This window comes from Desulfomonile tiedjei DSM 6799 (assembly GCF_000266945.1).
Classification (GTDB): domain Bacteria; phylum Desulfobacterota; class Desulfomonilia; order Desulfomonilales; family Desulfomonilaceae; genus Desulfomonile; species Desulfomonile tiedjei.
Genome location: NC_018025.1, coordinates 4,666,691 through 4,679,606 on the forward strand (window position 1 = coordinate 4,666,691; position 12,916 = coordinate 4,679,606).

A 12,916-nucleotide genomic window follows, 5' to 3' on the forward strand; every position below is an offset into this window, starting at 1 on the left:
GGTTTTCCTTGACAAAAGAGGACTTAATCTAACCTATTCAAATATCCAAAGCTGCTTTCCAAAGGCCTTGTGACCTACAGACGCGTTTTTCATTTGCTAATCTGTACGAGTAGGCCATAGTCCCAGTTCTTCCAGGAAATAGAGAGAAGGTATTTCACCTCCGTGCAGATATCTGATGAAGCCGGCAAGCGCTGCGGCTAGTTCATCCAGCCCCTTTTTATGGAGCCTCAACCGCTTTGCGGCTTCACCTTCCAGCTTCAAACCCTGACGAATGACCGCGAGCGTTCCGGGACTTAAAGTTACTACTCCCGGCACTCCCGGAGGCAAGCACTCGCGATGGCATATCCCTCCGAGCGCTGAAGAAAATGCTGCTTCCTGGCCGGTACTGAAGGTCTTGCCGCAAACCGTGCAGGAATCGAAACGCGGCGAAAAGCCGACGAACCCGAGCAATCGTATCGTATCGAGCATGATACTCAAGAAACCCGGCGCAACATTGTCTTTTTCCAGTTGCTCAAGAATGTCGTGGAGAAAATCGAAAAGATTCTGGTCCGGAGAGTCTTCCGGGAGGAACATCGAGGCTAATTCAAGGAAATAGGAGGCCCAAGCGACTTTGGTGATGTCCGAACGTATGCCGAGATGACCGTGGAGAACCTGGGCTTCATCGATCCAGACCAGGTCATCTCGTTTTCTCTGCCGAAGCGTGAGATCGACCAGCGAAAACGGCTCTAGGTGTCCTCCAAAACGAATGCGACTCTTCTTGGAATTTTTCGCTATTCCTCTGAGCCAGCCAAGCTCGCGACTGAAGAAAATCACCAGTTCGTCTGCTTCGCCGCGGTCCTGTTTCTTGAGAATTAATGATTGCACCACGTATCGCCGCCGTAAGCCTGTCCCAGGCCAATGCGCGTCCAAAGCAGTAAGATTTAGGGAACCTTTTTGTGAAAAAGGTTCCCCAAACCCCTCCAAAAACTTTTAACACTGGCCGAACTCATCGTTTTGTCTATCGACAAGACGATGAGTTCGGCGAATGCTAGAAGTTCTTGGGAAGGGGTTCGGGGAAACACTTCTTACAAGAAGGGTTTCTCCGATTTTACTTCCTTGAATGCGAATAGATATCAGAATAGTTGTGCTCCTCCGAAGACCCTGTGTGTTTTCACCCATTCCTTCTGGAATTCCACCTCTGATTTTACCGATCCCGAAGATTCGGAAGCAATCTTCTCCAGAGCTTCCAAAGCTTGTTTCTGCATGGCGCGGTTCTGCAGAATGACAATTCCTCCTGCAGCTTTGGTAGCCGCTTCGTTAGCCGGGGCTCCTTTAATGCCGAGGATCGCCAAGGTGCTAATGCCGAGAGGTCGGAACACATGATCCTTGGGTCTACTTGCAGCGTACATCGCCGCGGAAAGGGCCTTGTAGTCAACCATGTCGTCAAGGCAACTCAAAGCGGTCTGAAGCAAATCGAGGCGACGACCGGCCAGTTGGACGAATGCCAAAGTTTTCTCCCGGTCGGCAGTCCGTTCTTGTACACGCGCCAGTTCTTCGGCTGCCCGTTTCTGAATACCGATCCCCCAGATCAGAAACCGTGCCCCACCCGGTTCATTGAGTATTTGTCGGCCGAAAGTGATGAGCCGTTTGTAAATGCTTTCGGCCACACGTGAGTTTCCTTGTTTTTCCGCTGCCTTGGCGCGCTCGATTGCCGCTTGGGCATACTCAGCGAACATTTCCCAGGGCATCGACGGGCGTTTATCGTCAGGCCCTGCCTTGAAGTCAGGCTGATAATGCTTGAGCAGATTGGCATGTTCTACGTTGACCGCTTTCAAAAACATCTGGACACCTTCGGCTTTGGGATCGATGCCCTTAGAACTGCGTTCCTTCGGATAGAGTCGTTCGAGTTCCCTGTATGCTTCCAGGGCTTTTCCCGAAGCCGGACGGCCCATGATCTCCTTGTCTTCCTCACCCGGCATTCCAATAGTGTTCATGACTTCGAGTGCAGTCTTGAACCGCAATTCTGCCTCGTTCTGTTCCGGAGTGGGGTACGGTTTTGTCCACTGCACAACATGCTCCATCGAGATCGGGCGTTCCAACCACCATGCTCCGTCCTCTGCGATCCAGAGGAGTACCATGCGGAATTCCGGGCGATTGGGATACGCAGGGCCCAGGTTCGGTCCAGTGAAGGTCATGGTACACTGGAATCGCTCAGTTGTACCGTCCTCGGATTTGATCCTCGCGTCCACACGGGAATTCGTGAGAGTCAGGACGTCGCTCCTGTACCGCTTGAGGAATTCCTGAACATCCTCTAATTTGATATCTTTTTCCGAGACTATCTCCGGATACGTCATGCTCAACACAGCAGCCGCGTCCTGTGCTTTAAACGCAGTGATGAATTTTTTCATGGCTATCTCGGGTTCTTCGGAAGAAGACAAAAATGACAAGACCCCTAGAAATCCCAGTATAGCCACACAAGGGTAATTGCGACCGAACAGTTTGACGAGCATGGTATTCTCCGGCTCCAAATAGAACACAGATCTCGGCGTCCTATCGCCAAAGCGCGTTGTCTGTTTACCTGTTTACATGAACTAATTCAAGGGGAACTTCGTTCGGGCGGAGAGTCAGACCAATATGCTTTCAAAGCAGTAACATCCGGGAACCTCTTCTGTAATTGTTAAAAAGGTTCTCGAACCCTCTTTGAATGCAAATCCGCATCAAACCGGAGTTAAGATCCGGAACTCTCATTGATTGGCAAGGGGCCACTCCAATTCTCTTCTGATAAGGCTGTTTCCAGGTCTTGATGAAAGGTTGCCATGGGGCGCTGTATGAATGAGTGAAGCAGCACGATAGCGGAGACGGCTAAGATCAATGCAGTGCTCTTCAAGAATATCTGTTTCCAGGAAATTTTGAAAAAGGCTATTTCGCCCAAAATGATTATCAGGGGCATAGTAACAGCATTTTCCTTGCTTAATACTGCACATACAAAAAGAACAAACGCGCCAATGTATCCAATAACCGGCCGAACCAACATTCCCGAACGCGATCGGAGTACAAAAGGAGAGATGAAAAATAGAAAAAACAGGCAAGAAGAGCCGCGCGTTGCCAAATATACAACGTTACCAGGTCCGGAGAGGATGCACCAAGAAGAAAAGGCCGCAAAGACAGGAAGTTAAGTAAATTTCCCATTCCGCAGCATGTAGAGCTGCAATCTTTAGCAAAAGAGCAATTAAGTACACCAGTACAGTGGAAGTTGCTGCCAACAGAAATAAGTTGACCATGCGAAAAGAAGACAGATCCCAACCGAAGAGTGATAATTCAAGAGGGAGAAAGACAGCGTTTCTGTACCCTACAGCAGACCGTCTTCTTCGAGAAGCTTGATGAGAGGCACGGTAATGCGACGTTTTAGCTGTAAGGATTTTCGATCCAGGATATCGACTATTCTCTCGAGCTCTTTAATGTTTCGCGATTTCCGCGTCACGAGATATCCTGCTACTTCTCTCGGGATACGAACATTCTTATCCCGCGCCATTTTATCCAGGATAAGCATGCGGACGGGATCCTCTGGTGGGGTCAGTTCCAGGACCAATCCCGACAGAATGCGCGATCTGAGGTGCGGATCGTCAGGCGAGAAATGGGCAGGGGACTCGCATGAGGCTATCAACAATGCAGCGCCCATACGTGTCAATTTGTTGAAGATCACGAGGAGAAGCGAACCAAGCTCGCGGTCGATGCGAGGAACATCGTCTACTGCGAGAGCAACGAGAGAATCCATGAGGTCGGGTCGAGCGGCCAGTTCCTCGAGTTCTTCAAACCGCGGCTCGGCCTTTTGTGGTATAATGATTCGTGCATGCGTTCCAGGAGCGGATTTTTGTTCCCATTCCGTGATAAACGCGTGCAACAAATGAGTCTTTCCCGTTCCCGGCGGCCCGAACAAAAAAATGTGGGGCAAAACACCGTCCGGAGAGAATAGGAGTGACCTGAGCGCAGTAACAGCACCCTCGTTCCCTTCATGAACGATGAGATTATCGAAGGTGTACCGGGGTGGCGTGGATAGCGGAAGGACAAGCTGCATCATGAAGCTCATTGTAGACCGGGAAGTCTTAATGATCAATGATGAATACTGCAACAAAGACTTGACAGGAACGGGTCTGTTGATTAATAAATAAGTATTGGAATATTTTTTTCTGATATTCATCCCTCCAGGAGCACATTCCATCCGAGGAAAAAATCACCGAACGCTGGGGTAATGCGCCATATCTGTAAAGAAGCGCGTACCTCGCCCTAGAGACTGCAGGCATTATTCCAAACCCAAGATTTATGCCCCCGCTGAAAGAAATGAGCCAGGAGAGCCCATATGGACGTTGCAGAGTTGAAAGAAAAAAAGGTTAGCGAACTTCTTTCTATAGCCAATTCGCTGGATGTAGAAGGCGCAAGCAGTATGCGCAAACAGGAGCTGATCTTCGCCATCCTTCAGGCCCACCAGCAGACCGAAAAGGAAGCTCCTATCAGGGGTGAAGGAGTGCTCGAAACGCTGCCCGATGGATTCGGTTTCTTGCGAGCACCTGATTACAATTATTTGCCCGGGCCTGATGACATCTATGTTTCGCCCAGCCAGATACGGCGGTTCAACATGAGAACCGGGGACACCATCGCGGGTTATATCCGTCCTCCCAAAGATACGGAGCGTTACTTTGCCCTGTTGAAGGTGGAGGCGATCAATACCGAGGATCCTGAAAAGATCAGGGATAAGGTCCTGTTCGACAACCTCACCCCGCTCTATCCGAACGACAGGTTGAAACTGGAAACCAGCCCCACAAATTACTCCATGAGGGTCATGGATCTTCTGACTCCCATCGGCAAAGGGCAGCGCGGGCTCATCGTTTCGCCACCGAAGGCCGGAAAGACCGTTTTGCTCCAGCAAATAGCCAACAGCCTGACCAGAAATCATCCGGAAGTCTATCTCATCGTGCTGCTCATTGACGAGCGTCCTGAAGAAGTCACCGACATGCAGCGGTCGGTCCGAGGAGAGGTCATCTCCTCAACCTTCGACGAACCGGCTCAACGTCACGTGCAAGTTGCCGATATGGTCATAGAGAAGGCAAAAAGGCTTGTAGAACACAAACGGGATGTTGTCATTCTCCTGGACAGCATCACCCGATTGGCGAGGGCTCACAACACCGTGGTCCCCCCGAGCGGAAAGATTCTCTCGGGTGGTGTCGATTCAAATGCGCTTCACAGGCCCAAACGCTTCTTCGGGGCAGCGAGAAATATCGAAGAAGGCGGAAGTCTGACGATCATTGCAACGGCTCTCATTGACACCGGCAGTAAAATGGACGAGGTTATTTACGAGGAGTTCAAAGGCACTGGTAACATGGAAATCCACCTTGACCGGCGTCTGTTGGAACGAAGAATTTTCCCGTGCATCGATATCAACCGGTCCGGAACCAGAAAAGAAGAACTCCTGCTAAGCCAACAGGATCTCCAGCGTATATGGTTGCTGAGAAAATTGCTGGCAGATATGAATTCAGTGGATGCCATGGAATTCCTCCTGGACAAAATCGTTCAGACCGATTCCAACCGAGAGTTCCTTGAAGTCATGAATAAATAAGTTCGAAATCCCGCATTCTGGAGCCCATGTATTGAGGGCGGATGCGGCGTGCAAAAATTCTCTTTTGACCGGAACCGTTTTCTGTTATATTGATCTGCTCAAAAGAGCTTAATGGAGGAAAAGGGAATGAAGAAGGATATTCATCCCGAATACCAAGAGACCGTTTTTAGATGCGCTTGCGGCGCGGAAGTAAAAACCCGCTCCACAAAACCCGAGTACCGCCTGGAAATTTGTTCCGCGTGTCACCCCTTCTTTACAGGAAAGCAGAAACTCGTGGACAGCGCCGGTAGGGTTGAGCGTTTCATGAAAAAATATGCCGATGCTGCTATTGCAACAGGCAAGAAACCGGCAAAAACCTCAAAGGTGAAACCGGCAATTAAACCTGCGGTAAAACCCAAGAAAGAAAAAGCCGAGAAACCGAAGAAGTAAGAGAAGAAGTTTTTCTTCATTATTGGTGCGGAGGCTCATGTTAATCAGCAATCAGTCGGGAGATGAAACGGCTCAAATCAGAGTGGGCGGCCAAGCGGTTATAGAAGGAATTATGATGCGCGCGCCCAAAACGTTTACCGTTGTGGTGCGTAGACCGGACGGTGACTTGTCAATTCGCGAGGATCGCTGGTACTCTCCTATGGAGAAATGGCCGATTCTGAGCAAACCGTTTCTGAGGGGCAGCGTGGTACTGTACGAATCACTCTTTAATGGAATCCAGGCCCTCACCTACTCTGCTCAGGAAGCTCTCGGAGAAGAAGAAGAGAAGCTCAGTCCCATGGCGCTGGGAGCTACTATAGCTCTTGCATTGGGTGGGGCTATTCTGCTTTTCGTGATTGTTCCGCATCTGGCCACTCTCGGCATCGGCACCTTGCTCAACACGGATTTGGGCGTACGAAGCGTATGGTTTCATGTAATTGACGGTATCATCAAAGTAAGCATTTTTATTGCCTACATTTTGCTGATTTCCTTGCTCAAGGATATTCGACGAGTATTTCAGTACCATGGCGCAGAGCACAAATCCATACACACGTATGAAAAAGGTGAAGATCTGACAGTCGAAAACGCCCGCAAACATTCCACGCTGCATGCGCGATGCGGGACCGCCTTTCTGCTACTGGTACTGGTGCTCAGTATTTTCATTTTTACTGCAGTCTTCCCCTTCCTGCCCAAAGATTTGTTGGGGAACAAGATTGTAACGAACGCTTTCTATATCCTGGTGAAGATAGCTTTGTTACTGCCCATCGCTGGATGCTCGTACGAGCTTATCCGCCTCGGCAATAAGTATCAGAATCCTGTACTGCAGGGATTCCTTTTGCCGGGAATGTGGCTTCAAAAGCTTACCACACGAGAACCGAGCGACGATCAGCTTGAAGTGGCTTTGGTGGCTCTGAAGAAAACATTGGAAAAAGAGGAATTACGGGCCCAACTGAATACAGCGGCCTGATCGATCTCATGCAGGTAATCGAAAAACTCGAAGAAATTAATCGCAGATATGAAGAGCTCAATGAAGAGCTTTCTCGACCGGATGTAATTTCCGATCCCGCAAAACTGAAGAAAGTGGCCAAAGAGCAGTCCGATCTTGCGGATATCGTGAAGGCGTACCACACCCTTTCCGATATACTCCGGGAAATCGACGATCTGGAAGCAATCATAGCGGCCGGAGACGACCCGGAGCTGGTGGAAATGGCTCGCGAGGATTTGCCGCAAATCAAAGAACGCGAATCCGACGTGCGGCAAGCGATTAACATATTGCTCCTCCCTAAAGATCCAAACGATGACAAGAACACCTTTCTTGAAATTCGTGCGGGGACAGGGGGAGAAGAAGCCGCTCTTTTTGCCGGAGATCTCTTCCGTGCCTATTGCCGATATGCAGAAGTCCGGAACTGGCGCGTGGAACTTATGTCTTCATCGCCGGCCGCGGCAGGCGGAATAAAAGAAGTGATCGCTCTTATTCACGGAAGCGGAGCCTACTCCAGACTGAAATTCGAACGCGGCGTTCACAGGGTTCAGAGAGTGCCGACTACCGAGTCTCAGGGGCGGATTCATACGTCTGCAGTGACTGTGGCTGTTCTCCCGGAAGCTGACGACGTGGAGATAGATATCGATCCCAAGGATTTGAAGATTGACGTGTACCGATCTTCCGGCCCCGGCGGTCAGAGCGTGAACACTACGGATTCAGCGGTACGGGTTACACACCTGCCCACAAACCTGGTAGTAACGTGCCAGGATGAGAAATCTCAGCACAAGAATAAGGCCAAGGCCCTGAAGATATTAAAGGCCCGCTTGCTGGACAGAATGGAAGAGGAAAGAAACGCGCAGATCAGCAAAGAGCGAAAAAATCAGGTGGGCTCAGGCGACCGTTCCGAGCGCATTCGGACGTACAATTTTCCTCAGAATCGAGTGACCGACCATCGGATCGGCCTGACCCTCTACAAACTGGATGGTGTGCTTGAGGGCAAGCTCGACGAAATTATCGATCCCCTTATTTTCCACGCACAGACGCAAGCAATCCAGGAAGGCTTCACTCAGTAATAAATAGAGACGGATATTTTTGCAGGAAGCTACCCCGCAAACGCCCACATGCGCTAACTTACCGCCACGTTCGCCCGTCTTTTTTCGGAGAGACGTCAACTGAGTATATAGGAATTGCAAAAATTAATGTCCGATTGAGGACAGGGGTATTGGTAGGTGCCGTGCCTCCGTGCCGGCACGTCTTCAATATGATCAATAATATCGACAGGATGGACCGACAGGGGAGGGACTGTCTCAAAATTCTCAAATGCATACAAATCGTGCCACGATTCTCCATCCGAGTAGGGGCAGACCAATGCGTCTGCCCTGATTTGGGCGGACACACGGGTCCGCCCCTACCAGTCAGGCGGGAAGGATGATGAGAAATACGTGCCAGGGTCTGGGACAAATTTCGATTTTTGAGACACATTCGGGATGCCGGTCCCTACCATGAGCTGGTCGTGCTCGGGTCTCCGTGCCGGGGTCAATAGAAATTGACACCGATTGGCCGAGAGCAGTCCGACAACAAAAATCCCCTCTCTCTACTGTCGTATGCAGCCGGAGATGAATGGAAGGGATTACCTACCCTCTCCGTCTCAGGGATGTTCCTTTGAGCACGGCTTTTCGCTGCTCTTCGGGGATACGTGTGAAGTGATCCACAGCGGCAATGACCAGGTCTCTGGGGGATTCTCCGTAGCGTTCAGCCATCTGCTCCAGCTTTTTCAGAAGATCTTCGGGAAGACTGAATTCTTCAGACATTAGTTGCTCCGAATTCCAGGACAGCAGAAGGATGCCGATATCCCTAGGATGAGGTCTTAGATGGGAAGAGTTTACCCAGGAAGATGTATACGATAGAGGAAACCGCCACCCATAGTCCAAAATCAAGCGCCCACCCTGCAACTATTGGGAAATCTCGGATCGGATCAAAATCGTACTTCTGGCGAGCTACTCTGGTTAAGATGTACGCGATTATGAAGGTTGTAATAAATTTGTGGCGGCTAATGCATCTAGCGATTTCTTTTGGGAGGTCACGGAAAACAACCGCTATCTCGTCTATAATCGACAAGGTGGAAAAGCCCTCCTCGTGCTGATTGACTACGTGCAAAATACTCCTCCACTCCATTCTGGTCAATCAGGTTTCAACTACGCTTATGTGAAGGCCTTATTGTTCTTCACTGATGTGAGAATCCTTCTGACGATTCCGGATGAGTTCCTGTTTGATAACAATTAGAATCCAAGTGTTTCGATTACGGTATTATGGGCGACGAAGTAGTTATACGGCGGCTGGTCTCTACATCGCGGCGTATTTGTTCCCGCAACTCGTCCACCGAGGCAAAGGTCATCTCTGCCCTCAATCTTTCCACAAGATAAACTCGGATCACCTGACCGTAAATGTTTCGATCGAAATCCAGAATATGCACTTCATAAGAGACTCTGCGATCCTTGAATGTGGGATTGTAACCGATATTCATGACCGCTTTGTACATTTCTTCGCCAACGCGACAATAGACCGCATACACCCCTTCAGGTGGATGGAGCTTCACTTCGGGTTTGATATTCGCAGTAGGAAATCCCAGCCCCTTGCCGCGGTGATGACCGTGAATCACTCGGCCTTCGATTATGAACTCGCGTCCCAGAAGCTCGTTCGCTTCGCGAATCTCTCCATTCATGAGGTGCTCTCGTATTCGACTTGAGGAGACCACGACTCCATTAGCTGTCACGGGCGGAATTACGTGAACAGCGAATCCGAGTTCCGGAGCCATATCCTTCAAGATGTGGGGAGTCCCTGCCCTCCCTTTTCCGAATCGATAGTTGGTGCCTATAAACAGGTGTTTTACGCCAAGCTCTTCCACGAGCACGTTCTGCACGAAGTCTTCGGGACTCTGTTTAGCGAAATCCTCGGTGAACTCCGCCAGCACGAGCACGTCTATCCCCATATGCTCGAGAATATCTGCCCGCTCCCGGGGAGTGGTAATTCTCGGGATATCGGGTACTTTTTTCAATACGAGCCGCGGATGCGGGTCAAAAGTGTAGACTACCGCATCACGACCTTTCCTGTGTGCCGATTCAACAGTTTTCCTGAGAATCTCCTGATGTCCCAGATGAACACCGTCGAAGTTTCCCAGGGCTACGGATGGAGCATTGAAGTGCTGATAGATTTTCTCGCGAACACGAATAATTTCCATATCGTCTTGCGTCGAATTACCTGTTGTTGATTGTATGCCGGCCGCAATCCACCTGCCGGGCTAGCCGAACAATCGATTCGGAAAAAGCTGTCCCCGGAATACCAATTGCCATGGAGATGAAAGGACTCCATGAAGTTCTCTGCCTGTCACCTACCCTGACAACTTTTCTGTCGTAGGTTGCGTGCGTTCAGGTGTGGCACCGGGCAGAAGGGATCCGGAGCTGTGTGACGGTATTCGCTGGGAGGAAAGCTCTCTTGATTGCTCGTCCAATTCTTTCTTCAACTTGACGTTGTTTTCCTGTAGATCCAGCAACTTGGCGTTGAGACGATCTACTTCGCCCTGGTGTTCCTTATCACGCTTGATCATTCTACGTCTCTCGCCAATCCATTTCAACTGGGTAATGAAATCGCCCACTGCCGCTATAATAATGCCAAGGGACACACAAAATGTCACCAATTCCCAAAAGGCAAGTTTAATGGGCTCTTTCAGGCCGTAATAATCTATTTGCAGCTCAATATTTTTATTTTTCATAAAAACAGAGATAACGAATACCACTAACGCAAGTTCTATCAGTCTTCTGACCAGCCTCATTTCTCCACCTCTCTTGAACTTTCAGGGAACAGACGGTTGAAACCCGCTCTCAGTCTCTTACACGTACTGAGCAGGTGCTCCGGAATCACTCTGACGTCCGCCAGCACCGGCATGATGTTGGTGTCGCCATTCCATCTCGGGACCACGTGATAATGTAGATGTTCCTCGATCCCAGCACCGGCTGCCGCTCCAAGATTGATTCCTATGTTGAATCCCTCGGCTTTCATGACTTTGCGGATGACTTGAACCGCCCTGCAGACCTCCTGGATCAGCAACGAATTGTCTTCGGGGCTGAGACTGCACGGGTCGGATACATGCTTATATGGCGCTACAAGAACATGCCCTCCGTTGTACGGATACTTGTTCATCATAGTAAAGGCACCATCCGCAAGATGCACGATCAGGTTTTCATCAATGCGGTCAGATACCGGTTTTGTACAGAAAATGCAACCCGGTTCCTTTGCCCCCCCCACAATATAGTCTATTCTCCAGGGAGCCCAAATTCTTTCCATTTTTCATCCTGTGCAAGCATGCTTCGTCACCTGATCACTCGGGCCGCACAACCAGGATTTTTGCATCGAGTGTTCCATCTTCTATGTCAATGATTCCGACTGTACCCGTTTCCAGATACCGATTCTGGGAAGCAGATCCCGGGTTGAACAGGTCTATTCCGGCAATTTTTCCCCAAAATGGAACATGAGAATGTCCGTACACGATAAGATCCAGATTTTTTTCCTGAAATCTTTCGATAATTCTGTTTTCGAGTCCCTGTTTCGCACCCCACCCGTGTATCAGACCGATGCGTTTTCCTGCTATAGAAACGATTCTGGTTTGGGGAACAGCCTCAATTACGTCGTAGTCATCCATGTTCCCGCAAACGGCTATCACGTCTCGCTCTTGAAGACGCTCTAAAACGTGCCGGGACACAATGTCTCCTGCATGGAGGATCAGATCCGTGTCTTTGAATACCACATCAAGGATGAAATCCAGCAGTTTATTGGGTCTCGTGAGGTGAGTATCGGACAATGCTCCAATTTTCATTCAGCGGCTCGCGAATTTATATTTGTTTGTCCATTGACTGATCTTAACACCAATTCCCCACCTACTACAATCTTGTCGCCAATGATGAGAATTACGCCCCCAACGTCAGTGTAATCCGCAGCTCTGTTCATCACCGAGGCAAGTTTCTCTCCACCCGCCAACCTCGATCCGATGTCGCTTGCGAACGCGGACGCCCAGGACGCCGATCGCGATATGACGGTCACTGAATGAACTCCCCCACCTGGAACAAACGTGGATATTCCGAAGCAGTGTTTGTAGGCAGGCATCGCGAGAATCAGCTTGTCGTGGGCAGGAGCACCTTCCGCGTAAATACGTATTTCAAGCGGATGAGCACTCCGGATAAACGAATCGCCCCCGCTGGACACCACTATGTTGGCGGAATCCGCAGAGAGATCCCGGCCCACGAAATCGGCAATAGCTCCTCCCAGACATGACATGGGAGCGATTCCCGTGCAGCGGCAGGAAAGATCCGTGTACCGTACTATTTCCGGGGCTGATGCATAGATCTGGATGGGCACGGGTGTTTCACGGAACGCCGGATGCTGCCTGAGGTATTCTTCTATCTGGTAACGGTAACGGAATACCGAATCCTTTGCCTTTGCGGTCAAGTCGCTGTGGGCCTGGATGTAGAGATTCGTTTCGCGAACCTCAACCTCGAAACTGACCGACTGAGGCAGTGGGATTCTGTTACGGTAATTCTTTCTCTCATAAATGTCGTAAATTGACGGCATTACTCATCCAGGGGCCATTTTTTTGAATCCTATAGCGGACTTGCCCCCGGATTATTCACCGCCTTATAAGATGCTGTCAAGGATATTTTGCCAATTGCTCGTTGCACAGAGCAGAGCGGTTTATTACTATACTGCCGCAAGAACCTGGTTGTGTGCGGTAATTCGATTCCAAAAAACGCGAGAAACCGAACCCCAAGAAAGACGAATAAGGCTACAGCCGCTCTAACCGCGCTTTGGTCGCATCGTCCCGACGG

At 50.0% G+C, this 12,916-nt stretch carries 12 protein-coding genes and 1 pseudogene; 4 read left to right on the top strand and 9 right to left on the bottom strand.

Annotated elements, in window-relative coordinates; all coding sequences use genetic code 11:
- Nucleotides 1-96: 96 nt before the first annotated feature.
- The 3 genes from recO to DESTI_RS19885 all read right to left on the bottom strand — a co-directional run bounded on the left by recO (nt 97) and on the right by DESTI_RS19885 (nt 4,057).
- On the bottom strand, nt 97-867 hold the full coding sequence (gene recO, locus DESTI_RS19865) for a DNA repair protein RecO (RefSeq protein ID WP_014811769.1): 771 nt from the start codon (nt 865-867) through the stop codon (nt 97-99).
- Between the two features lie 245 nt (nt 868-1,112).
- Entirely contained in the window at nt 1,113-2,489 is a 1,377-nt protein-coding gene (locus DESTI_RS19870) for a hypothetical protein (RefSeq protein ID WP_014811770.1), read from the bottom strand.
- Nucleotides 2,490-3,328: 839 nt separating this feature from the next.
- Entirely contained in the window at nt 3,329-4,057 is a 729-nt protein-coding gene (locus tag DESTI_RS19885) for a DnaA/Hda family protein (RefSeq protein ID WP_157212222.1), read from the bottom strand.
- Between the two features lie 279 nt (nt 4,058-4,336).
- On the opposite strand from DESTI_RS19885, the gene rho reads away from it, so the two are divergent.
- The 4 genes and pseudogenes from rho to prfA all read left to right on the top strand — a co-directional run bounded on the left by rho (nt 4,337) and on the right by prfA (nt 8,113).
- Nucleotides 4,337-5,590: a transcription termination factor Rho gene (rho, locus tag DESTI_RS19890; protein WP_014811773.1), complete on the top strand. Its 1,254-nt coding sequence runs from the start codon at nt 4,337-4,339 to the stop codon at nt 5,588-5,590.
- 126 nt (nt 5,591-5,716) lie between these two features.
- Nucleotides 5,717-5,905: pseudogene (gene rpmE / locus DESTI_RS31625) on the top strand (50S ribosomal protein L31); the annotation flags it as partial.
- A 151-nt stretch (nt 5,906-6,056) separates the two neighbouring features.
- Nucleotides 6,057-7,025 carry a DUF1385 domain-containing protein gene (locus DESTI_RS19900; protein ID WP_014811775.1) on the top strand — a complete coding sequence of 323 codons (969 nt, stop codon included), beginning with the start codon at nt 6,057-6,059 and terminating at the stop codon, nt 7,023-7,025.
- Nucleotides 7,026-7,033: 8 nt separating this feature from the next.
- Nucleotides 7,034-8,113 (top strand): peptide chain release factor 1, encoded by a 1,080-nt coding sequence (gene prfA / locus DESTI_RS19905; protein WP_014811776.1) that lies wholly within the window; start codon nt 7,034-7,036, stop codon nt 8,111-8,113.
- 561 nt (nt 8,114-8,674) lie between these two features.
- Here the strand turns inward: prfA and DESTI_RS30900 are convergent.
- From DESTI_RS30900 to DESTI_RS19935, 6 genes are all read right to left on the bottom strand, one after another.
- Entirely contained in the window at nt 8,675-8,851 is a 177-nt protein-coding gene (locus DESTI_RS30900) for a Ribbon-helix-helix protein, copG family (protein WP_014811777.1), read from the bottom strand.
- A 488-nt stretch (nt 8,852-9,339) separates the two neighbouring features.
- Complete coding sequence (locus tag DESTI_RS19915) at nt 9,340-10,278, bottom strand: bifunctional riboflavin kinase/FAD synthetase (protein WP_014811779.1); 939 nt, start codon at nt 10,276-10,278, stop codon at nt 9,340-9,342.
- A 150-nt stretch (nt 10,279-10,428) separates the two neighbouring features.
- Nucleotides 10,429-10,869, bottom strand: coding sequence for a hypothetical protein (locus DESTI_RS19920; protein WP_014811780.1), 441 nt, complete (start codon nt 10,867-10,869; stop codon nt 10,429-10,431).
- Nucleotides 10,866-11,381, bottom strand: coding sequence for an HIT family protein (locus DESTI_RS19925; protein ID WP_014811781.1), 516 nt, complete (start codon nt 11,379-11,381; stop codon nt 10,866-10,868). The genes DESTI_RS19920 and DESTI_RS19925 overlap by 4 nt, the downstream gene beginning before the upstream one ends.
- 34 nt (nt 11,382-11,415) lie before the next feature.
- Complete coding sequence (locus tag DESTI_RS19930) at nt 11,416-11,910, bottom strand: metallophosphoesterase family protein (RefSeq protein WP_014811782.1); 495 nt, start codon at nt 11,908-11,910, stop codon at nt 11,416-11,418.
- Nucleotides 11,907-12,662: a hypothetical protein gene (locus DESTI_RS19935; RefSeq protein WP_014811783.1), complete on the bottom strand. Its 756-nt coding sequence runs from the start codon at nt 12,660-12,662 to the stop codon at nt 11,907-11,909. Before DESTI_RS19935 ends, DESTI_RS19930 begins: the two co-directional genes overlap by 4 nt.
- Between the last annotated feature and the right edge of the window lie 254 nt (nt 12,663-12,916).

Coding starts and splice junctions, on each gene's coding strand:
- DESTI_RS19870 (WP_014811770.1), bottom strand. CDS start 2,489: ATGCTCGTCAAACTGTTCGGTCGCAATTACCCTTGTGTGGCTATACTG.
- DESTI_RS19885 (WP_157212222.1), bottom strand. CDS start 4,057: ATGATGCAGCTTGTCCTTCCGCTATCCACGCCACCCCGGTACACCTTC.
- rho (WP_014811773.1), top strand. CDS start 4,337: ATGGACGTTGCAGAGTTGAAAGAAAAAAAGGTTAGCGAACTTCTTTCT.
- DESTI_RS19900 (WP_014811775.1), top strand. CDS start 6,057: ATGTTAATCAGCAATCAGTCGGGAGATGAAACGGCTCAAATCAGAGTG.
- prfA (WP_014811776.1), top strand. CDS start 7,034: ATGCAGGTAATCGAAAAACTCGAAGAAATTAATCGCAGATATGAAGAG.
- DESTI_RS30900 (WP_014811777.1), bottom strand. CDS start 8,851: ATGTCTGAAGAATTCAGTCTTCCCGAAGATCTTCTGAAAAAGCTGGAG.
- DESTI_RS19915 (WP_014811779.1), bottom strand. CDS start 10,278: ATGGAAATTATTCGTGTTCGCGAGAAAATCTATCAGCACTTCAATGCT.
- DESTI_RS19920 (WP_014811780.1), bottom strand. CDS start 10,869: ATGAGGCTGGTCAGAAGACTGATAGAACTTGCGTTAGTGGTATTCGTT.
- DESTI_RS19925 (WP_014811781.1), bottom strand. CDS start 11,381: ATGGAAAGAATTTGGGCTCCCTGGAGAATAGACTATATTGTGGGGGGG.
- DESTI_RS19930 (WP_014811782.1), bottom strand. CDS start 11,910: ATGAAAATTGGAGCATTGTCCGATACTCACCTCACGAGACCCAATAAA.
- DESTI_RS19935 (WP_014811783.1), bottom strand. CDS start 12,662: ATGCCGTCAATTTACGACATTTATGAGAGAAAGAATTACCGTAACAGA.